Origin of the sequence: Actinomadura sp. NEAU-AAG7 (assembly GCF_018603865.1) — a bacterium.
GTDB classification, from domain to species: Bacteria; Actinomycetota; Actinomycetes; order Streptosporangiales; family Streptosporangiaceae; genus Spirillospora; species Spirillospora litoris.
Map to the genome: position 1 here is coordinate 641,438 of NZ_JAHFZY010000005.1, position 19,947 is coordinate 661,384.

Here is a 19,947-nt window from a genome sequence, read left to right on the forward strand (position 1 = left end):
ATGCTCCTGGAGGCCGAGCGGGCCGCGCTGTGCGGCACGGGCCGCGGGATGGTGGAGGCGGGGCTGGTGCTGGGCTCGTCCGGCAACGCGAGCGTCCGCGCGGGCGGGCTGGTCGCGGTCACGCCCGGCGGGATGCGGCTCGACCGGCTGGAGCCGGCGGACTGCCCGGTCGTGGACGTGCGCGGCCGGCGGGTGGACGGGCGGCTGGAGCCCTCGTCCGAGACGCCCCTGCACCTCGCGCTGTACGGGGCGTCCCCGGCGTCGGCGGTCGTGCACACGCACTCGACCCACGGCGTGGCGGTCGCCTCGACGCTGACCGAGCTGCCGCCGGTCCACTACAACACGCTGCTGCTGGGCGGGGTGGTCCAGGTCGCGCCCTATGCCACCTACGGGACGGCGGAGCTGGCGGCGAACGTCGAAAAGGCCATGTCCGGGGGGATGCGCGCCGCGCTGCTGGCCAACCACGGCGGCGTCGCGGTCGGCGGCGACCTGGACGAGGCGTTCGAGAACGCGCGGCTGCTGGAGTGGCTGTGCGAGGTGTACGTCCGGGCGAAAGCGGTCGGCGACCCGCGCGTCCTCAGCGGGGAGGAGCTGGCGCGGGCCGCCGAGCGCGGGCACCGGCCCAGGGGGTACGGCCCTAGCTGAGGCAGACCGGACGCGTCCGGCGCTGGTACGACCACGCCGCGACGCCCAGTGCCGTGCCGTAGACCGCGAACGCGCCGATCCCGCATGCCGCGACCGTCCAGCCCGCCCATCCCGCCAGCGGCTCCTTGTCCGGGAGGTCGGTGAGGCCCGCGGCGGACGGCAGCAGGTAGAGCAGCGTCGCGGCGACGCCGTAGGGGCCGAGCGTGAGGGCGCCGAGCCACGCGGGGACCAGCGGCAGCCAGCGCGGCACGCGCCGCCCGGTGAGCGGCGGCGCCCACCGGGGGAACACCTGCCCCCACCGGTGGGTGAGGCCGAGGAGCAGGAAGACGCCGAGCAGCGCCGACAGCGTGGTGAAGTCCACGCCGTACCGCTCCAGTGCCAGCACGAGCCCGGACGCGCCGTTCCGCTCGAACTCGGCGACCATCTCCGCGCCGGACACGCCCGCGAACGTCCCGCCGAGCGCCCACGTCGTCTTCATCGCCATGTACGGGACGAACGCGAGCGCCCCCGCGTACGCCGCGCGCCGCACCGCGCGAGGTGCCGGGAGGGGCGCCGCCGCGCCCCTCCCCGCGACCCCCGCCGCGCCGGCCGCCGGGTGGGTCCCGCCGCACCGCGCGCAGGCCCCCGCGGCCGCGCGCTGGAACGCCAGGGCCGCCGCCGCGTACAGCGCGGCACCGGTGGCCGACAGCGCCTCGACGCCGAACACGGGCCAGTCGTCGACCGTGCCGGTGAACACGAGCTGCAGGGCGTTCATGACGAACCCGAACGTGCCGGCGCCGGTCAGCGCGCAGGCCGCCCAGAGCCCGGCGCGCGGCCACCAGCGCGGCATCTGCCGGCCGACGCGCCGCACGCTCGACACCCCCATGATCCCGCCGACCAGCAGCAGCGCGGCCACCGGCAAGGCCAGCGCCGGGCCGATCCGCGCGTCCCGCAGCACGTAGCCGGTGTCCCCGCCGGCCGCCCAGTACAGGGCGAGCCCGACGGCGGGCAGCGTCCACGCCCCGGCCGCGTACCCGGCCCACCGCGGCCACCGCCCGGTCGCGCCCCGCCCGGACGCGGCGTATGCGACGCCCACATCGTCCTCCCTCGCCTCGGCTCCGCTGCCGACCACTCTCGCGGCGGGCGGGGCGACGGGCCTCCCGCCGAGGGCTGATCCGCCTAGCCCGTGCGGGGGAGGGACGCGGCGGAGGGCGCGCTCAGCGGGGGAGGGAGCCGGCGAAGGCGGTGACGGCGTCGGCGACGCGCTCGGGGAACTCGACGTGGGGGTGGTGCCCGGCGCCGTCCAGGAGCACGACCTCGGCGCCCAGCCGCCCGGCGACCCACTCGGCCTCGGCGATCGGGTCGGGCCAGTCGATGTCGCCCGTCCCCATGATGACCAGCGCGGGCACGGCGACGCGGTCGAGGCGGGCCTCGGCCTCGGCGTGCGACATGCCCATGTAGGCGCCGATGACCTTGGCGCGGCCGGGGCGGCGGAAGCTCGCGTCCAGCCGCGCCCTGTGCTCGGCGAAGTCGGCGGGCGGCTTCGGCTCCCACTTCGGGTAGTAGGACATGTAGAGCGGGCGCGCCAGCCCCGGCACGCGCAGGAGCGCCTGCGTGAGCTTCTGCGCGAGCCCGGCCTCGCCGTCCCGGACGAACGGCGCCGACAGGACGACCCCGCTGATCAGCTCGGGCGCCTCCGCCGCCGCGTAGACCGCCGCCCCCGCGCCGTTCGAGCAGCCGTGCACGAGCGCGGGCCCGGCGTCCAGGTGCCGCAGCAGGGCCATGAGGTCGTGGGCGAGGGGCGTGCTGCCGTACTCGGGCCAGGCGGCGTCGCTGTCGCCCATGCCGCGCTGGTCGAGCGTGACGACCCGGTACCCGGCCGCCACCAGCAGCGGGGTCAGGAACCGGTACTGCGAGCGGAGGTCGAGCATCGACGGCAGGCACACGACGAGCGGGCCGTCCCCCTCGTCGTCGTAGGCGAGGCGGCCGCCGGGAAGCTCCAGGTAGTGGGTCATCGCATGCTCCTTCGTAGCTCTATGGCTAAGAAGATTAGCCATAGAGCTATGTGACGTCAAATCTCAGTCCCAGGCGCCCCCGATCCGGGCGAGGTCGCCGGCGTACTCGATGCGCGCGGCCCACTCGGCGGGCCAGGCGTCCATGCCGAGGTGCGCGCCCGCGAAGGCGCCCGCCAGGCACGCGATGGAGTCGGAGTCCCCGGAGCTGGCGGCGCCGCGCCTGATCGCCGCGACGGGCTCGTCGGGGAAGAGCAGGAAGCACAGCAGGCCCGTGGCGAGGGCCTCCTCGGCGACCCAGCCCGCCCCGGTCGCCTCGCACGGGTCGGCCGCGCGGTCGGGACGGGCGAGCGCCTCCTCCAGCCGGTCGACCGCGCCGAGGCACTCCTCCCAGCCGCGCGAGACGAACCGCCACGGGTCGCCCGAGCCGGAGGCGCGCCACAGGTCCCCGAGCCAGTCCCCGTGATAGGTCGTGCGCTGCTCGTGGCAGCGGTCGCGGAGCGCGCCCGGCAGGTCGGCGGGCGCCAGGCCGTCCGCCAGCCACCGGACGGCGAACGCGGTCAGCTCGCTCGCCGCGAGCCCGGTCGGGTGCCCGTGCGTCATCGCCGCCTGGAGCTGCGACGCGGCGGCGCGCGTCTCGTCGGTCAGCCCCGGGGCCAGCCCGACCGGCGCGACCCGCATGTTCGCGCCGCAGCCCTTGGAGCCGGGCTGGGTCGCCTCCGTCCACGGCACGGGCGCCGCGAGGCGGCGGCACGCGGTCAGGCAGGTGTTGCCCGGCGCCCTGGTGTTGTCCGGGCTGTCGAGCCACTCGACGAACCGCCGCCGCCACAGCGGCTCGACCCGGTCGGCGGTGAGCGGCGGGTCGGCCAGCGCGTCCAGCAGGGCGAGGCCGACCGCGATCGCCATCTGCGTGTCGTCGGTCACGAGCGCCGGGTCCCCCTCGGGGCGCTCGGGCCCGAGGCCGCCGAACCGCTGCCCGATCTGCGCCATCGAGAGGAACTCGGTGGGCGCGCCGAGCGCGTCCCCGTACGCCAGCCCGAACATCGCCCCGCTGGCCCGCCGTGTCGTCGTCATGGGCGGATTGTCCCGTAGGCCCCGACCTTGCCGAGCCGGGGCTACGGGGCCCAGTCGTGCGGCCCGAGCACGTAGCCCTTCGGCGTCGAGTGGAGGTGGTTGACCTCGACGAGGTGCCCGAGCGCCGCCCACAGCTCCTCCTCGGGGGCCGCGACGAGGCGGCTCACCGTGTCGAAGTCCGCCGCCCCGCCCCCCTTGTCGATCTCCGCGACCGTCTCGTAGACGGCCAGCTCGAACTCGCTCAGCTCCTGGACGTCCCCGCGCCTGCCCTCTCGCTCATCCATGACCGCAGCCTGCCCACTGGGCGCGGGTCTAGCCGTAGCGGCGCATCTCGTGGAAGAACCCCGGCACCGTGCTCAGCGCGCCGGACGCGGCGACCTCGTCGTAGACGTAGCGGGCCACGGCGAGGTCCAGGACGCCGAGGCCGAACGGCGAGAACACGATCGGCCGGTCGGCGGGCGGCTCGATCGCGCCGGTGAGGACGTCGTAGAGCGTCCCGGCCACGAAGTCCCGCCCGCCGGTCTTCTGCTCGGCCAGGTGCGGGGACGTGCCGGCCTTCAGGCAGTGCTCCACGTCGTCCACCACGTTCCACGCCGACAGGATGATCTCGGGGGACAGGTCGCGCAGCGAGACGTGCAGGACCAGCGGGTTGTGCGCGAACCACGCCGGGTCGGTGACGTGCGGCTCGCCCGCGACGGTCGCGAACACGACGAGGTCCGACGCGCGGACGAGGTCGTGCGCGGACCCGTGGATCGTGACGGTGCCCGGCCCCGCGCCCTCCAGGTAGCCCTTGAACCCCTCGGCGTGCTCGGCCGACAGGTCGTGGACGCCCAGCTCGTCGAACGCGAACCCGTTGCCCGCCAGGTAGGTGTGGATGTAGCGGGCGATCAGCCCGGTGCCGACGAACCCGACCCGGCGCGGGCGCTCGCCGCGCAGGTCGGCGAGCGTGACCGCGGCCAGCGCGGCGGACGCGGCGGTCCGCGCGGCCGAGATGATCGAGCTCTCCAGGCACGCGAACGGGTAGCCGGTCTCGGCGTCGTTGAGGATCAGCACGGCGGACGCGCGCGGGATGCCCGCCGCGACGTTGCCGGGGAAGCTGGAGATCCACTTGATGCCGTGCACGCCGATCTCGCCCTTGACCGACGCGGGCAGCGCGATGATCCGGTCGGACGGCCGGTCCGGGAAGCGCAGGAAGTAGGAGTCGGGGTTCACGGTCTGCCCCTCGCCGTGCAGCCGGTAGGCCGCCTCGACGGTCCGGGTGACCCGCTCCTCGTGCCCGCCGATCACCTCGTGCACCTGCGCTCCGGAGATCACGGCGAATGTGGGGGCCTGCGTCATGGGGGAACTCCCGTCCGTCGAGATGATCTTCGAGCCGAGGATAACCGTGCCCCGGGCACCGCCGCCCCGCCCCCCGGGACAGGGCCTTAGGGTGGCGGCGGAGGCCGCCCCGCCCGGGGCCGCCGCGCCCCCGCCCGAGATCGTCTCGTCCCCGCCGGGACGAGGAGGAGGAGTCGAGCACATGACCTGGTTCCGCTGCGCCGAGACCCGGCCCTGGGCGTCGACGCGGCTGTTCTGCCTGCCGCACGCGGGCGGGTCGGCGGTGTCCTACCGGTCCTGGACGAAGGAGGCCGACCCCTCGGTGGAGGTGCGCGCCGTCCAGTACCCGGGGCGCGCCGACCGGCTGGCCGACCCCCTCGTCGGCGATGCCCACGAGCTGGCCCGGCTCGTCGCGGGCGCGATGGCCCCGCTGCTCGACCGGCCCGCCGCGCTGTTCGGGCACAGCATGGGCGCCGTCGTCGCCTACGAGGTCGCTCGGCTGCTCCAGGAGCGCGGGAGCGCGCCCGTCCACCTGTTCGCCTCCGGCGCCCGGCCGCCGCACGACCGGGGCGATGACCGCGTCTCCGACCGCGACGACGAGGGCGTGCTCGCCGAGATGACGCGGCTCGGCGGCACCGACGCCGAGATCCTGGCCGACCCGGAGCTGCGCGAGCTGGTGCTGCCCTACGTCCGCAACGACTTCGCGCTGGTCGAGAACTACGCGCACCTGCCGGGCACGCGGCTGGAGGTCCCGGTCACCGTGATCGTCGGGGACGACGACCCGCACGTGACCCCGGCGCAGGCGCGGCGGTGGGCGGAGCTGACCGACGGGCCCTTCGCGATGACGGTGATGGAGGGCGGCCACTTCTACCTCACCCCCCACCAGTCCGCCGTGATCGCCGAGATCCACCGGGCGCTGGGCGTCGCGGGCTGAGGGCCTGGCGGGCCGACCCCCGCCCGGACGCGCGCGAGCCCCCGGGCCCCCGCCGGGCGAGGCGGGGGACCAGGGGCCCGATCCCGGGCGCGCAGGCCGGAAGGCCGTCGCGGGGCCGGAGCGTCAGTACACCTGGGCGCCGTATACCTGGAGCGGCTCGGTGACCGGCTGGAAGAACGTCGTGCCGCCGCTGGAGCAGTTGCCGCTGCCGCCCGAGGTCAGCCCGAGCGCGGTGGCCCCGGCGAACAGCGAGCCGCCGCTGTCGCCCGGCTCCGCGCACACCGTCGTCTTGATCAGGCCGGTGACGCTGCCCTCGCGGTAGTTCACGGTCTGGTTGAGCCCGGTGACCTGGCCGCTGTGCACCTGCGTGGTGCTGCCGCTGCGCTGCACGGTCTGCCCGACGGTCGGGGTCCCGGCGCTCGTGATGTCCTGGCTGCCGCCGTTGTAGAGGCTGACCGAGCCCTGGGTGTCCTCCGGGGTGGAGGAGTACTTCACGATGCCGTAGTCGTTGCCCGGGAAGCTGCCGTTCTCGGTGTTGCCGAGCAGCCTGGTCTTGCCCTGGTCGGAGTACCAGCTCGTGCCGATGTTCGTGCAGTGCCCGGCGGTGAGGAAGTAGTACGCGCCCCCCTTCTTGACGTTGAAGCCGAGCGAGCAGCGCCCGCCGCTGGTCCAGATGGCCTCGCCGCCCCGGGTGAACGTGCGGAACGTCCCGGCGACCCGCTCGGTGCGGACGGCGGCGCCCTGCTTGGCGACGGCCCGGCGCACCTTCGCGAGCCCGGCGCCGGTGACCGAGGAGTCCATGGACAGCACGACCTTGTTACTGGCCGGGTCCGCGGCCCACGCGGTGCCCGGGACGGTCGCGTCGCGCTTGAGCGCGGCCATGACGCGCTTGAGGTCCGCGCCGCTGCGCGCGACGGTCTTCGGCTGGGCGCCCGCCGCGCGGACGGCCCGCGCCGCGCTCGCGTCGGTGACCGTGACCACGAGCTGCCGCGTGGCGGCGTCGATGTAGGAGCCGGCGCTGCGGGAGCCGAGCCGCCGGGCCAGCGTCGCGGCCGTCCTGGCCTGCGCCGCCTGGGCTGTCGTGACGGCGCCGGCCGGTGCGGCCGGCGCCTGCGGGGCCGCGTTCGCGGTGGGGGCGGCGACCAGGGCGGACGCCATGACTCCCGTCGCCGTCATCGTGACGGCCGCGCCGCTGATGCGAGCGTGACGGATCTTCACTGAGCCTCCAGGGGGGAGCGGGCACACCCGGATTGGTATGCCGGAGGTCACCGCACATGCTCCGAGACCCCAAGGGCGGACGGAAGGCTAGAAAGTGCCCAATCAGCGGAGACTGCCTTGGCACAATGGGTGCGGATTTGTCTAGCCGTCACGGGCAGGATGGCCTGTTAAGGACAATTAGCTCGCACCAGGTATGGGGCCTGCCGTGGGGCGGGTAGGACGTTGCGGCAAAATGATCAGGTGACGTTGCTGCTGACCAGGTCCGATCTGGAGTCCGTGCTCGATCCCGCGGCCTGCCTCGCCGAGCTGCGCCGCGGATTCACCGCGGGGAGCGCGGGCGGGGACGCGGCGCGCCGCGTCGTGGCCCGCCCGCCGGGCCCCGGGACCGCGACGGCGCTGCTGCCGGGCGCGGTCGAGGGCATCCCCGCCTACACGGTGAAGGTCAACGCCAAGTTCCCGGGCAGCCGTCCGGCGCTGCGCGGCGTGGTGTGCCTGCACGACCTCGGCACCGGCGAACTGCTCGCGCTGCTGGACTCGGCCACCGTCACCGCGTGGCGCACCGGGCTCGCCGCCGCGCTCGGCACCCACGTCCTCGCCCGTCCGGGCGCCGACGCGGTCGCGGTGGTCGGGGCCGGGGCGCAGGCGGAGTTGGTGATGCGCGGGCTCGCGGCGCTGCGGCCGGTGCGCCGGCTCGCGGTCCACGACCTGGACGCGGGCCGGGCCGAGGCGTTCGCCGCGCGGCACGGCGCCCTGCTCGGGCTGGACGCCTCCGCCGCGGCCTCCTACGGCGCGGGGCCGGACGCCGTCCGCGAGGCCGTGCGGGACGCGGGCATCGTCGTGACGGCGACCTGGGCGCGCAGCCCGATCCTGGACGCGCCGGACGTCGCGCCCGGCGCGCACGTCACCTCCCTCGGCGCGGACGAGCCGGGCAAGGCCGAGCTGGCGCCCGGCCTCCTGCGGGCGGCGCGCGTCGTGGTCGACGACGTCGCGCTCGCGGCGGAGATGGGGGCGCTGGCCGGTGCGGGCCCCGAGGTGGAACGGTCCGCCGCGACGCTCGGGGACGTGCTGGCGGGCCGGGCGCCCGGCAGGGCGGCGGAGGACGGGCGCACCGTCTACGCGCCGGTCGGCCTGCCCTGGCAGGACCTCGCCCTGAGCTGGGCCGCCTTTAATATGGCCCGTTCCAATCAGGTAGGGCTGGCGTTCGATTTCCTCGGTTGAACTGGCCGACTGCGGACAGCGGATTCTTTCGACAAAATCACGCACGGTAATTGTTAATATTCTATTTCGTCTTTATGCTGACTCGACGATTACTGTTGGCTCCGTTCGGTAGGTCCCGCTCATGAGATCGGTTCGTCTAGACGTGTCGAAGGAAGAGCCTCATCGTGAGCCCCGTGCCTCGGGACCCCCGGCTCGGTCACCGCCTCTTTCTTCTCATAGGTTGACAAACGGTGGGTAAGTGCTTCTCGGGCCACATGGGTGGCGGGCCTTGGGAGACAGAACATGATTCGGATACTCCTCGCCGAGGAGGCGCCCCTCCTGCGAGGCGGGCTGGTCGCGTTCTTCGGCGGTGTGAAAGACCTGGACGTCGTGGCCGCGATCGATTCTGGTGATCATTTGCTGCGCATGGCGAATTTACGGAGGCCGGACGTCGCATTGATAGACGTCGCGCTTCCGGGACTGGACGGCTTCTCGGCGTCCCGGAGGCTGCGGGAGGAACTCCCCGACTGCCGCACCGTGCTCATGTCGGGCCGGCACCGCACCGGCGACCTGCGCCGGGCGGTCACCGCCCGGGCGGCGGGGCTGGTCCTGAAGGACACCTCGCCCGGCGCGCTGGTGGACGCGATCCGCCGGGTCGCCGACGGGCAGCGCGTCGTGGACGCCGAGGTGGCCTTCAGCGAGCTCGGCTCGGCGGTGAGCCCGCTGACCGAGCGCGAGAGCGAGGTGCTGGAGCTGGCCTCACGCGGGGCCTCGGCGGCGCAGATCGCCGAGGACCTCGTCCTGACGATCGGGACGGTCCGCAACCACCTCTCCCGCATCAACCGGAAGATCGGCGCGCGGAACCGGGTGCACGCGATCAGGATCGCCGAGGAGGCCGGGTGGCTGTGAGCCGCCCGGCCCCTCGGGGTCTGCCGTGCCCGGCCCCTCCGGGCCCGCCGTGCCGGGCGCCTCGGGCGAGGGCCGGTCCGGGTCCCCCGACTCCCAGCGGCCGATGAGGTCGCGGTAGAGGGGGGAGACGGCGGGCAGGTCCGCGTGCCGGCCGACCCGCGCGTGCGTCCCGTCCAGCACCAGGACGCGGCGCGCGCGCACCGCCGAGCTGACCCGGTGCGCGATGACGACGAGCGTCCCGGGGCGGCGCGCGAACGCCTCCTCCGCGCGCGCCTCGGCGGCGGCGTCCAGCCGGCAGGCGGCCTCGTCCAGCACGATCAGCGGCGCGGGCGCCAGGTAGGCGCGGCACAGCGCGATGAGCTGGCGCTGCCCCTCGGTCAGCGCCGCCGGGTCCACGGTCGCGCCGTAGCCGCCGAGGTCCCGGACGAGCCGCGCCAGCCCGAGCTCGTCCGCCGCGCGCACGACGTCCTCGTCGCGGGCGTCGGGCGCGAGGTAGGTCAGGTTCTCGTGGACGGTGCCGGTGAACACGTACGCCTCCTGCGGGATGAGCACCCGCGCGGCCGGGTCGCCCGCCGGGCGGCCCGCCACCAGCACCTCGCCCTCCAGCGGCGCCAGCAGGCCCGCGACGAGCGCCGCCAGCGTCGACTTGCCGATGCCGCTCGGCCCGACGACCGCGAGGTGGTCGCCGCGCGGGATCGTGAGGTCCAGGCCGCTGATCACCGGCCGCGCCGAGGCGCCGTAGGCGAAGGTGACGCCGCGCAGCTCCACCGCCGGCGCGTCCGCGCGCTCCTCGCGGGGCGCCTCGGCCACGGGGGGCAGGGGCGGCGCGACGGGGGCGCTCGTCTCCAGGATCCGGCCGAGCGTCACCGCGAGCCGCAGGCCGCTGCCGCCCATGCCCTGCACGAGCGTCCGCAGCGCGGGCTGCAGCCCGTGCAGGACGTAGGCGAGCGCGCCGACCACCATGCCGGGGGTCGCGCCGCGCCGCATCAGCCACGGCGCCGCCGCGAGCACGACCAGCAGCGGCAGCCAGCCGCTCACCGCGAGCGCCAGCGCCCGGACCGCCGCGAACCGCGCGACCGCCCGGCCCGCCGCCGCCTGCGCGTCGACCGCCGCCGCGAGCCGCTCGCGCACCTGGTCCTCCGCGCCGCACGCGACGACGTCCCGCAGCCCCTCGGCGAGCGCGGTGGTCCGCTCGGCGATCTCCTCCTCGCCGACGACGAGGGCGCGCTGCCGGATCGCCGCCGCCCCGAACGCGGCGCCGAACAGCACCAGCCCCGCCACCAGCGGCGGCAGCACCAGCAGCGTCACCTCGGGCATCAGCGTCGCCAGCCCGAGCAGCGCGGCGCCCGCCGCGAACACGAACCCGCGCGCGACGACGAGGATGCCGCCGAAGGTGTCCCGGACGATCTCCACCTGGTGCGTGAGCCGCGCGACCGCGCCCGTGTCGGGACGGCCGCGCAGCGACCGGTACAGCGCGCCCCGGGTGACCGCGCGGACCAGGTCGTCTCGGAACGGCTCGACGAGCGCGGCGAGCGCCAGGTAGAGGCGGCGGCTCCCGTAGGCGCCGACGACCGCCGCGACCGCCAGCGCGGCGAGCCAGGCGGCCGCGCGCACCGGGCGGTCGTCGATGAAGGCGTCGGTGGCCTGCGCCACGGCCCGCCCGAACACGGCGGTGGGCACGGCCTCCAGCAGCGACCAGGCGAGGACGGCGGACGCGGCGCGGGGCCGCCCCCGCACGGCGCCCGCCGCCGTCCGCCACAGCAGCCGCGCGGCCTCGCGCCTGGACGTCATGACTCGCGCCCGGAGGTCATGGTGCCGCCCCGGCGGGCTCGGCCACCCCGAACACGGCCCGGTAGGCCGGGTCGCGCCACAGCTCGGCGTGCGTCCCGCGGCCGCGGACCCGGCCGCCGTCGAGCCAGACCACGAGGTCGGCGCGGGCGGCGGTGCCCGCGCGGTGCGCGATGATCAGCCGGGTCCGGTCGCCGAAGCGGTCCAGCACGGCGCCGGTGACCTGCACCTCGGTGACGGTGTCGAGGCTGGAGGTCGCGTCGTCCAGCACGAGGACGCGGCCCGCGTGCGCGAACGCGCGGGCGAGGCCCATGCGCTGCAGCTCGCCGCCCGACATCGGCGCGTCCGCGAGCGGCGTCGCGTAGCCCTGGGGGAGGCGGCGGACGAAGTCGTCGGCGCACGCCGTGCGGGCCGACTCCCGCAGCCACGACTCCGGCGGGCGGCACGGTCCGAACGCGATCGCGTCCAGGACCGTCTCGCCGAACAGCGTCGGGCGGGCGAAGGCGTACCCGACGTGGCGGCGCAGCTCGGTGCGGGCCAGGCGGGGGAGCGGCGCCCCGTCGAGCAGCACCTCGCCCCGGTCGGGGTCGGCGAGGCGCCCGGCGAGCGCGGCGAGCAGCGACTTGCCCGCGCCCGAGCGCCCGACGACCGCGACGGCGAGCCCGCCGGGGACGGTGAGGTCCAGGCCGTGGAGCACGCCGCCGGCCGAGACCCCCCGGAACTCCAGGGTGCCCCGTCCCTCCGGGACGGCGGCGTCGCCGTCGGCGGGGGCGGGCTGCTCCAGGATCTCGGCGGCGCGGCGGGCCCCGGCGCGCGCCCGGCCGAGCCGCAGCACATGGGTGAGGACGGGGCCGAAACCGGCCGCGAGCCCCGCGTACTGGACGGTCGCGACGAGCTCGCCGGCGGTGACGCGGCCCGCCATCAGCTCCGCGCCCGCCGCGCCGACGGCGGCGACCTGGAGCAGCAGCAGCGTCAGCAGGCCGCGCGCGGCCACGCCGCCCTGCACCGTCCACATCGTCTCGCCTTCGGCGCGCAGGCCGGGCAGCGGCCGCAGGACCCGTTCGGCCTCCCGCTCGGCGGTGCCGGCGGCGGCGATCGTGCGGGCCCCGGCGAGCGCCTCGGCGAGCCGTCCGGCGATCGTCCCCTGCACGCTCAGGTAGCGGTGGGCGGACGCGGTGATGTCGCGGACGAACACCCGCAGCAGCAGCACGATCGCCGGGAGCGCGACCGCGACGGCGACCGCGAGCCGCCAGTCGATGAAGGCCAGCACGGTGAGGGCGCCGAGCGGCGGCAGCAGCGCGACGGCGGCCTCGGGGGCGGCGGACGGCGCGGTCCCCGCCTCGGCGGCGCCGCCGACGGTGCGTCCGGCGACGTCCCCGGGCGGGACGCGCAGCGCGGGGCCGACGGCGAGGACATGGCGGACGAGCGCGTGCCGCAGCCAGGCCGTCGCGCGCGCCGCCGAGCATCCGGTGGCGAGTTCCGACAGCACCTCGGCGGTGGCCGACAGCAGGACGAGCGCGACGCACGGCCACAGCGCGGACGCGGCGGACGGGCCGCCCGGCGGGGCGGCGTCGACGGCGCGGGCGAGTGCGAGGGGGAGCAGGACGGCGGCGAGGGCGTCGGCCACCGCGGTGGCCGCGACGAGCCCGGTCCAGCCGCCGCTGTGCCGGGCGGCGCCGACCAGCAGGCGGTCCGCTCCGGCGGTCGTCGGAGAGGTCATGGGTTCGGTGCCATCATGGGTCTCCCGCGATGAACGGCCATGGTCCTCCCCAGTGGGCGGACCATGGCCGTCACCGTTGCCGTTACAGGCAGATGGTGTAGCTGTGCGAGCTGTGGCAGAGCAGGCTGAGGCTGCTGTTACCGCCGCCGCCGCCGTTCTCGCTCACCATTCCCTGAAGGTCAAGAAGCGCCATTTGTCTTCACCTCCTTTCGGGCTGGATAGAGGTGGCCGCCGTGGAGGTCTCCACGGGGGGAACAGGGGCCGTCCCGAGGAACGGCAACCGGGCCGGGGCCTCGTGCAGCGCCGCGCCGAGGGCGAGCAGCACCCCGGCCGTGCCGGTCGCGAGGTCCATCGACAGCCGGTACATGTGCTCGCCGGGCATCGCCAGCCCGCCCTCGTAGGGCAGTGCGTGCCAGGCGAGGTCGCGGACGTGGCGCGCGACGCGGGGGTCGTCGCGGTCCTGGCCCGCCAGGTAGAGCAGCATCCCGGCGCGGCCGCTGAACAGGCTCGGCTGCGCGTAGTACCGCGACATCGCCGCCAGCCGGACCGACGCGCGGACCTTCTCGAACTCCGGGTCGTCCGGGCGGTGCGCGAGGTAGTCGTCCACGACCAGGCCGATGCCGACGCTGCCGCGCCCGAGGTAGGGCAGGACGCGGTGGCCCTGGTCGACGTGCAGGGCGCCGTTGCCGTCGGTGACGCACGCGGCGACGTCGCGGCGCAGCGCGGTCCCGGCGAGGTCCAGCAGCGCCTTGTCGCCCGTCCGCTCGTACCAGCGGACGAACATCAGCGCCGTCCCAGCCCCGCCGTACAGCAGTCCGGGGCGCGGGCTCTTCTCCTGGGGGGCGCGGTCCGCGACGATCTCGACGGCGCGGCGCGCCGCGTCCTCCAGTGCGGTGTCGCCCGTCAGGTCCGCGAGGTGGGACAGCACCAGCGCGTACCCGGGGAGCCCGCCGTAGAGATCGTCGCCGAGGCGCTCCCACCGCTCGTTCAGGCAGTGCCCGACCGCGCCGAGCGCCGCGTCGAGGTGGCCGAGGCGGGCGAGGACGTACGCGGCGCCCTGCAACCCGTCGTAGAGGCCGAGGCCGGTACCGCGCGGCGGGTCGGCGGCCCGCTCGGCGAGCCACTCCTCGTGCGCGGGATGGCGGCCGGCGCCGGTCACCTCCAGTGCGTACAGGACGCCCGCCGCGCCGTGGGCGATGCCGAGCGCCGCGCCTGAGAACTGCTCCACGTCGCCGGGGAACAGCCGGTCGTCCCGCTCGGGGGTGGCGCTGGCGAGGATGGCGTCCGACAGGGAGGAGCGGGCTCGCTCCCAGCCGCCGGCATCGGGCTCGAAGGCGGGCGCGGGGACCTCGGGGACGCCGCGCGTGATCTCCGCGACGGCCTCGTCGAGGAACGGGCGCGGCACCGGGAAGTACTCGGCGACCAGGTCGGCGAGCTGCCGCGCCTTGCCCCGGTCGATCACGAACAGCGTCGTCATCGGGACGAACAGCGCGAGCCGCAGGCACGCCAGGCTGTAGAGGTCGACGGCCGTGCCGCGCCGGTCGGGCGGCGCGATGAAGGCGGGGTTGGCGAGCGTCTGCCGGCCACCGTCGGCGGCGGGCGCGGCGACCTCGAAGTCGATGAGCGCGATCGTGTCGTCCGGGCGGACCATCACGTTGAACATGTGCAGGTCGTTGAAGGCGATGCCGCGCTCGTGGATCGCCCGCACGACCCGCTCGACGCCCTCGTGGACGCGCAGCGCCCATGCCGTGTACGCGGCGACCTTCCCGGGCTCCGGCTCGGGGTCCAGCATCGGGTGGCGTTCGGCGAAGAAGGTGTTGAGCGTCCGCCCCTCGATGAACTCCTGGACGAGGAAATGGTGCTCGCCGAGCGTGAAGGAATCGCGCGCGGCGGGAATTCCCTCGACCCCGTCGAGCAGTTCGAGGATGCGGCGCTCGCGGTCCAGCCGCTCGACCGCGTCGGCGCCGTCGGCGGCGAGGCCCGCGTAGGGGCGCGCCTCCTTCAGGACCACCTTCTCACCCGTGCGGGTGTCGATTCCCTGGTAGACGCCGCCGCCGTTGGAGAAGTGCAGCGCCTTCTCGATCCGGTACGGAAGGTCGGTCGTCGTGGTGGCGCCCCGTGCGGCCAGATGCGGTTCGAGGCAGCGGGGCAGCGTCACCCATTCCGGGACGGAGAAGACGGGGTTGCGGCGGTCGGGGACCAGCACGCCCTCGCCGTTCTCCAGCGCGGCGACGAGTTCGCCGCGCTCGTCCAGGCACCGGCGGTGGGCGAAACCGCCGTAGCGGACGTACAGGGGGCCGTCGCCGATGCGCAGGTCACTGAGGATGTAGGGCCCCGGCAGGCCGGCGAGCCGCTCGCCGAGCGTCTCCAGCACCGCCTCCAGTTCCGCCTCATCGCTCGGGTAGATGGTGACGAGCTTGCCGCTCGCCCCGCGCGGAGCGTATTTCGCGTTGCGCATCCGGAGCGTCCCCGGGCCGTGCAGGTGCTTGAACTCGATGCCGTTCTCGACGCAGTAGTCGAACGAGGCGGCGAGAGCCTTGTCCGCGCTTTCCGCGCAGCCGGTGACATGCACCTTCCAGCCCTGGAGCGGCGCCTTCTGCTCCGGCGGGACGTACACCGTCCATTCGTCGCCAGGCATCCTTTCCCAGCCTTCGGGAAGGGGGCGGGATCCGATCTCGAACGCGGTTTCCCGGGTCGTCGGAGGCGCGTCGTAGAAGAACTTGTTCGCGAGGCAGTAAAGCTCATACCTCTTGTCCACGACAACGGTCCTCTCTGCCGGATCCGGCGGGCGCCGGTCACAGGTAAAAGAATGGCAAATGGCCGGGAAGGGGGCTAGTAGCCGATATAACGACTCACCCGTGAAGATGTACCGGCCGCGCGTGGGCGTTCGTCACCCCGCGTCCGCGTCTCGTGACCGTGCGCCCGCCTCGACCTGGCCTTACAGGTCCGGCGTGAGCTGGGCGAGCGCCTGGACCAGCCGCTCCTCCTCGTGGTCCAGGTGCGCTTCGAGGTCGGCGGTCAGGCGTTCGACCTCCGCCGCGAGGGCGGCGGACCCGGATGAGGGCGCCGCGAGGACGGCCCGCAGGTCCTCCAGGAGCCGCTCGATGACCCGGTGCTCGTCGCGGAGCACCTCCAGGGCCTCGCCGAGCCCCGGGTACCGCTCCGCCAGGACCGGGAACAGCATCTGGTCCTCCCCGGCGTGGTGGTTGCCGAGCCCCTCGCACAGCGCCAGGCAGTTCACGCGGAGCTGCGCGCCGATCGTGGCCCCGGACCTGGCGACCTCCGTCCGGATCAGCTCCAGCTCGCGGCGGAACGCGTCGTGGACCCGGACGAGCTGGGCCGCCGGGCCGCCCGCCACCTGCGGCGGGCCCTCGACGGCCGGGTCGAGCGCGACGACGGGCAGCGTCCGGGACGCGGCGGCCTCGTACTCCGCCCACCCGGGATCGGCCTCGACGGCCCGCGCGAACACGGCGTCGCGTTCGGCGCCGTCCAGCACCGCGGCCCGCGCCTCATAGGTGAACAGGCCCGTCTCGACCGTGGCGCGGGGGTCGGCCAGCAGGTTGCGGTACCAGGCCGGGTGCCGCGGCGCCCCGCCCGCCGAGGCGATGACGTGGATGCGCTGGCCGGCGTCGGGGAGGTAGGCGAGCGGGGTGGTGTGCCGCGCGCCGGTCCGCGCGCCGGTGGTGGTCAGCAGGACGAGCCGGCCGCCCTCGAACGGGCCGCCCACCCGTCCGTCCTTCGCGCGGAACTCCTCGATGATCCGCCGGTTGAATTCGTTCGTCACTCTGGTGTCTCTCCTTTTTCGGGCATGCCGAGTTCGCCACGGGACGGTGCTCGACCGTGGCGTGTCGAAAAAACGCGGTAACGCGTGAAGAAGGGCGCGCGGAAAACGCGCCGAAGCCCGGCGCGCGCACGGGCGTGCGGCACCGAGAGGAAAGAAGGAAGGGGGCGCGAGGTGCGCGGATACCGGCGGAGGCGGGGCCCTGGCCCCGGCGCTCACGTCCTGGCCGGGTGCCTCACTCGGTAGTGGCCCATGGCCGACCCGGCAGTCACGAAATTGATCCTAAAGGACATCGGATTGCCGTGGCAAGGCGGGCCGCTAAAGGCCCTCGCGGTGCGCGAACGCGGCCGCCTGGGTGCGGCTCGTGACCTCCAGCTTGGCGAGGATGTTCGATACGTGCACGCTCGCGGTCTTCGGGGAGATGAACAGCGCCGCCGCGATCTCCCGGTTGTTGCGCCCCTCCGCGACCAGCTTGAGCACCTCGCGCTCCCGGACGGTCAGCGCCGCGAACGGCCCGGCCGAGCCGTTGGCCCGCCCCGGCCCCGGACCCGGGCGCCCCGGGTCGAGCCGCGCGCGGGCGCCGAGTTCGCGCAGCCGCGCCAGCAGCGGGGCCGCGCCGAGCCGCTCGGCGATCGCGACGGCCGACCGCCACGGCTCGGCGGCCTCCGCCCGCTCGCCGCGCTCGACGAGCGCCTCGACCAGCCGGTACCGCGACCGCGCGACCTCGTAGGTGAAGCCGTCGCCGCCGTAGGTGAACAGCTCGGCGGACCTGCGCCAGGGCTCGGGGTCGTGGCCGCCGTCCAGGCGGCTGCGCTCGGCCTCGGCGCGGGCGAGCCAGGCGTGCCCCTCCAGGCCGAGCCACGCGCGGGGGTGGTCGCCCCAGGTGGTGGCCGCGACGTGGCGGGCGCGGGCGAGCAGGTCGTCGCCGACGCGCGCCGCGTCCTCGACGGTGGCCGGGTCGCCCGCGGCGCGGGCCCGCGCGGCGCGGTCGGCCTGCGCCCACAGGCCGGTCGCGGCGATCCGGATGATGCCGGTCTCGAACGGATACATGACGCCCAGCACCGCCGTCACGTGCTCGATCGCGGCGTCGACGCCGCCGCGCCACAACTCGTGCTCGGCGGCGAGCCCGCGCGCGACGTAGGCGATGAAGTAGTCCTCGTGCCACAGCGGCGCGATCCACCGCAGCCGCTCCTCCACCCGGGGCTCGCCCCGCGCGACCTCCAGGAACAGCGCGTAGGCCGAGACCCGCGCCTCGGGCGGGCGGACGACCCGCACCGCGAACCCCTCGGCGAGCCTGGCCGCCTCGTCCCAGTCCCCGGCCGTGTAGTGGATGAGGTACTGGAGGCTGCGGAGCACCGTCCCGAACGAGCTCCACTCCAGGCCGTTGTCGAGGGCGAGCTTGACGCCCTCGTCGGCGGCGAGCGTCGCGCCCGCGAGGTCGCCGCGGTCGAACTTCGTGCGGGCGTGCTGGAACGCCGCCCGCAGCGCCGCCGGCTGGTTGCCCTCGGCGGCGGCGAGGTCGCGGGCGCTGGCGAACACCTCGGCGACCGCCTCGTCGGCCTCCCGCGACTCGCGGTAGAGGCCCAGCGTGACCAGCAGGCTCGCCTCCGCGTCGCGCGCCCCGGCCGCGCGCGCCTCCACGACGGCCTCCTCGGCGAGCCGCGGCATCTCCGCGTCGGGGTCGTTGTAGAGCAGCATCCGGGCGTAGGTGGCGAGCGCGGCGGCGCGCACCGGGCCGGGGGTGCCGGGTTCGAGCAGCGCGACGGCGGCGCGGCCGACCACGACGGCCTCGTCGTCCTCGTCGATGTCGAGGAGGTAGGAGGCGAGCTGCTCGCGGAGCCGCACGCCGAGCGCGATGTCGGCGGGGTCGGCGAGGTCCAGCAGCCGCCGCAGGCGCGACACGGCCCGGCGCAGCTCGCCCGCCCGCCCCGACATCCGGACGGTCGCGAGCGACAGCTCCATCCGGTCGGTCCCGGCGACGGCCTCCGGCTCGGGGACGGTGTCCCACAGCTCCAGCGCCCGGTCGAAGTGCTCAAACGCCTCGGCGGGCGCGCCGAGTCGCTCGGCCTCGCGGCCCGCCCGGACGGACGCGGCGAACGCGGCGGGCAGGTCGTGCGCGGCGAGGCTGTGCGCCGCCAGCTCGGCCGCCGACCCGCGCCGGGCGGCCGCCTCGCCCGACAGCAGCTCGGCGAACCCGGCGTGCAGCCGGGTCCGCTCGCCGGGCAGCAGGTCGGCGTAGACGGCCTCGCGCAGCAGCGCGTGCCGGAAGCTGTAGCCGGTGCCCGCCGGGACGAGCAGCTGGTGCGAGACGACCTCCCGCAGCGCCTCCCCGGCGGACGCCTCGTCCAGCCCCGACACCCGGCGGACCAGCTCGTCGTCGACCCGCCGCCCGGCGACGGCCGCGACCCGCACGACGCGCTGCGCGTCCTCCGAGAGCCGCTCCACCCGCGACAGCAGCAGGTCGGCGAGCCCGGCGGGCAGTTCCTCGCCGGTGCTCTCGGCCGAGTACAGCTCGGCGGCGTAGAAGGCGTTGCCCTCCGAGCGCTGGTGCACCCGCTCGACGACCTCGGCGGTCACCGGCGCGGTGCCGCCCGCGAGCGCGGCGAGGTAGTCGGCGGTCTCCCCGGGCCCGAACGGCGCGACCTCGACCCCGGTCACGTTCGGCAGCCGCAGCAGCTCCGCGACGACCGGGCGCAGCGGGTGCCGCCGGTGCAGGTCGTCGGAGCGGTAGGTGCCGACCAGGCAGACCCGCTCGCGCTGCAGGACGCGGCTCAGGAACGTCAGCAGGTGCCGGGTCGAGCGGTCGGCCCAGTGCAGGTCCTCCAGCACCAGCAGGACGGGCCGCTCCCGGCCCAGCTCGCCGAGCAGCCCGAGGACCGCGCCGAACAGCTGCTGCTGGCCGACCTCGGACGCGGCGCCCGGCGCCCCCTCGCCGTCGGGCAGCAGCAGCCCGAGCACGGGGCGCGCCTCCAGCGCGGCGCGGACGGCGGCGGCCTCCGGGGCGGCGGCGCGCGCGGAGGTCCACAGCGCGTCCGCGAGCGGGAGGTAGGGCATGCTCTCGCCCAGCTCGGCGCACTGGCCGACCAGGACCGCGCAGCCGCGGTCGCGGGCGGCGCGGGTGAGCGCGGTGACGAGGTGGGTCTTGCCGACCCCGGCGTCCCCGCTGACCAGCGCGACCCCGGCGCTGCCCGCGGCGGCCCGGTCGAGCACGGCGGTCAGCTCGGCGAGCTGCGCCGCCCTCCCGATCAGCACCCGGCGCCCCCGGACGTCGCGTATTCGGCCATGCCGCACAGTATCCCACCGGCTGGAACACCCGAATACACCACACGACCCCCGGCCACGCCCGGCCCCCGGCCACGAGCGGCCCCTGGCC

At 75.6% G+C, this 19,947-nt stretch carries 15 protein-coding genes and 1 pseudogene; 4 read left to right on the forward strand and 12 right to left on the reverse strand.

Features of this window, described 5'->3' with window-relative positions; translation table 11 throughout:
• Window positions 1–645, forward strand: coding sequence for a class II aldolase/adducin family protein (locus KLI87_RS25650; protein ID WP_214618994.1), 645 nt, complete (start codon window positions 1–3; stop codon window positions 643–645).
• Here KLI87_RS25650 and KLI87_RS25655 read toward each other — a convergent pair.
• The 5 genes from KLI87_RS25655 to sbnB form a co-directional block, all read right to left on the reverse strand.
• Entirely contained in the window at window positions 638–1,720 is a 1,083-nt protein-coding gene (locus tag KLI87_RS25655) for a hypothetical protein (protein WP_214618995.1), read from the reverse strand. The genes KLI87_RS25650 and KLI87_RS25655 overlap by 8 nt on opposite strands.
• 121 nt (window positions 1,721–1,841) lie before the next feature.
• A complete protein-coding gene (locus KLI87_RS25660; RefSeq protein ID WP_214618996.1) occupies window positions 1,842–2,639 on the reverse strand; it encodes an alpha/beta fold hydrolase in 798 nt (265 codons plus the stop codon).
• 63 nt (window positions 2,640–2,702) lie between these two features.
• Entirely contained in the window at window positions 2,703–3,710 is a 1,008-nt protein-coding gene (locus KLI87_RS25665) for an ADP-ribosylglycohydrolase family protein (RefSeq protein ID WP_250904202.1), read from the reverse strand.
• A 41-nt stretch (window positions 3,711–3,751) separates the two neighbouring features.
• Window positions 3,752–3,994 carry a hypothetical protein gene (locus KLI87_RS25670; protein ID WP_156215432.1) on the reverse strand — a complete coding sequence of 81 codons (243 nt, stop codon included), beginning with the start codon at window positions 3,992–3,994 and terminating at the stop codon, window positions 3,752–3,754.
• Window positions 3,995–4,022: 28 nt separating this feature from the next.
• Window positions 4,023–5,048, reverse strand: coding sequence for a 2,3-diaminopropionate biosynthesis protein SbnB (sbnB, locus tag KLI87_RS25675; RefSeq protein WP_214618997.1), 1,026 nt, complete (start codon window positions 5,046–5,048; stop codon window positions 4,023–4,025).
• Window positions 5,049–5,229: 181 nt separating this feature from the next.
• On the opposite strand from sbnB, the gene KLI87_RS25680 reads away from it, so the two are divergent.
• Entirely contained in the window at window positions 5,230–5,961 is a 732-nt protein-coding gene (locus KLI87_RS25680) for a thioesterase II family protein (RefSeq protein WP_214618998.1), read from the forward strand.
• 123 nt (window positions 5,962–6,084) lie between these two features.
• Here the strand turns inward: KLI87_RS25680 and KLI87_RS25685 are convergent, their stop codons facing one another.
• Window positions 6,085–7,179 (reverse strand): S1 family peptidase, encoded by a 1,095-nt coding sequence (locus KLI87_RS25685; RefSeq protein ID WP_308166168.1) that lies wholly within the window; start codon window positions 7,177–7,179, stop codon window positions 6,085–6,087.
• A 240-nt stretch (window positions 7,180–7,419) separates the two neighbouring features.
• On the opposite strand from KLI87_RS25685, the gene KLI87_RS25690 reads away from it, so the two are divergent.
• Both KLI87_RS25690 and KLI87_RS25695 read left to right on the forward strand, forming a co-directional pair.
• On the forward strand, window positions 7,420–8,397 hold the full coding sequence (locus KLI87_RS25690) for an ornithine cyclodeaminase family protein (RefSeq protein ID WP_214618999.1): 978 nt from the start codon (window positions 7,420–7,422) through the stop codon (window positions 8,395–8,397).
• Between the two features lie 282 nt (window positions 8,398–8,679).
• Window positions 8,680–9,204, forward strand: a pseudogene (locus KLI87_RS25695) (DNA-binding response regulator); the annotation flags it as partial.
• On the opposite strand, the gene KLI87_RS25700 reads toward KLI87_RS25695, so the two are convergent.
• The 6 genes from KLI87_RS25700 to KLI87_RS41110 all read right to left on the reverse strand — a co-directional run bounded on the left by KLI87_RS25700 (window position 9,136) and on the right by KLI87_RS41110 (window position 19,826).
• The gene (locus tag KLI87_RS25700; RefSeq protein ID WP_250904203.1) at window positions 9,136–11,076 is read right to left on the reverse strand and encodes an ABC transporter ATP-binding protein; all 1,941 of its coding nucleotides are present in this window, start codon (window positions 11,074–11,076) and stop codon (window positions 9,136–9,138) included. The pseudogene KLI87_RS25695 and the gene KLI87_RS25700 sit on opposite strands and share 69 nt — an antisense overlap.
• 16 nt (window positions 11,077–11,092) lie before the next feature.
• Window positions 11,093–12,793, reverse strand: a complete 1,701-nt coding sequence (locus tag KLI87_RS25705) for an ABC transporter ATP-binding protein (RefSeq protein ID WP_156215437.1) — start codon at window positions 12,791–12,793, stop codon at window positions 11,093–11,095.
• Between the two features lie 82 nt (window positions 12,794–12,875).
• Window positions 12,876–12,986 (reverse strand): SapB/AmfS family lanthipeptide, encoded by a 111-nt coding sequence (locus tag KLI87_RS25710; protein ID WP_156215438.1) that lies wholly within the window; start codon window positions 12,984–12,986, stop codon window positions 12,876–12,878.
• Between the two features lie 6 nt (window positions 12,987–12,992).
• Window positions 12,993–15,551, reverse strand: coding sequence for a class III lanthionine synthetase LanKC (gene lanKC, locus KLI87_RS25715; RefSeq protein ID WP_214619000.1), 2,559 nt, complete (start codon window positions 15,549–15,551; stop codon window positions 12,993–12,995).
• A gap of 180 nt (window positions 15,552–15,731) precedes the next feature.
• Window positions 15,732–16,577 carry a nitroreductase/quinone reductase family protein gene (locus KLI87_RS41635; RefSeq protein WP_214619001.1) on the reverse strand — a complete coding sequence of 282 codons (846 nt, stop codon included), beginning with the start codon at window positions 16,575–16,577 and terminating at the stop codon, window positions 15,732–15,734.
• Between the two features lie 315 nt (window positions 16,578–16,892).
• On the reverse strand, window positions 16,893–19,826 hold the full coding sequence (locus tag KLI87_RS41110; RefSeq protein ID WP_308166169.1) for an AAA family ATPase: 2,934 nt from the start codon (window positions 19,824–19,826) through the stop codon (window positions 16,893–16,895).
• Window positions 19,827–19,947 lie beyond the last annotated feature (121 nt).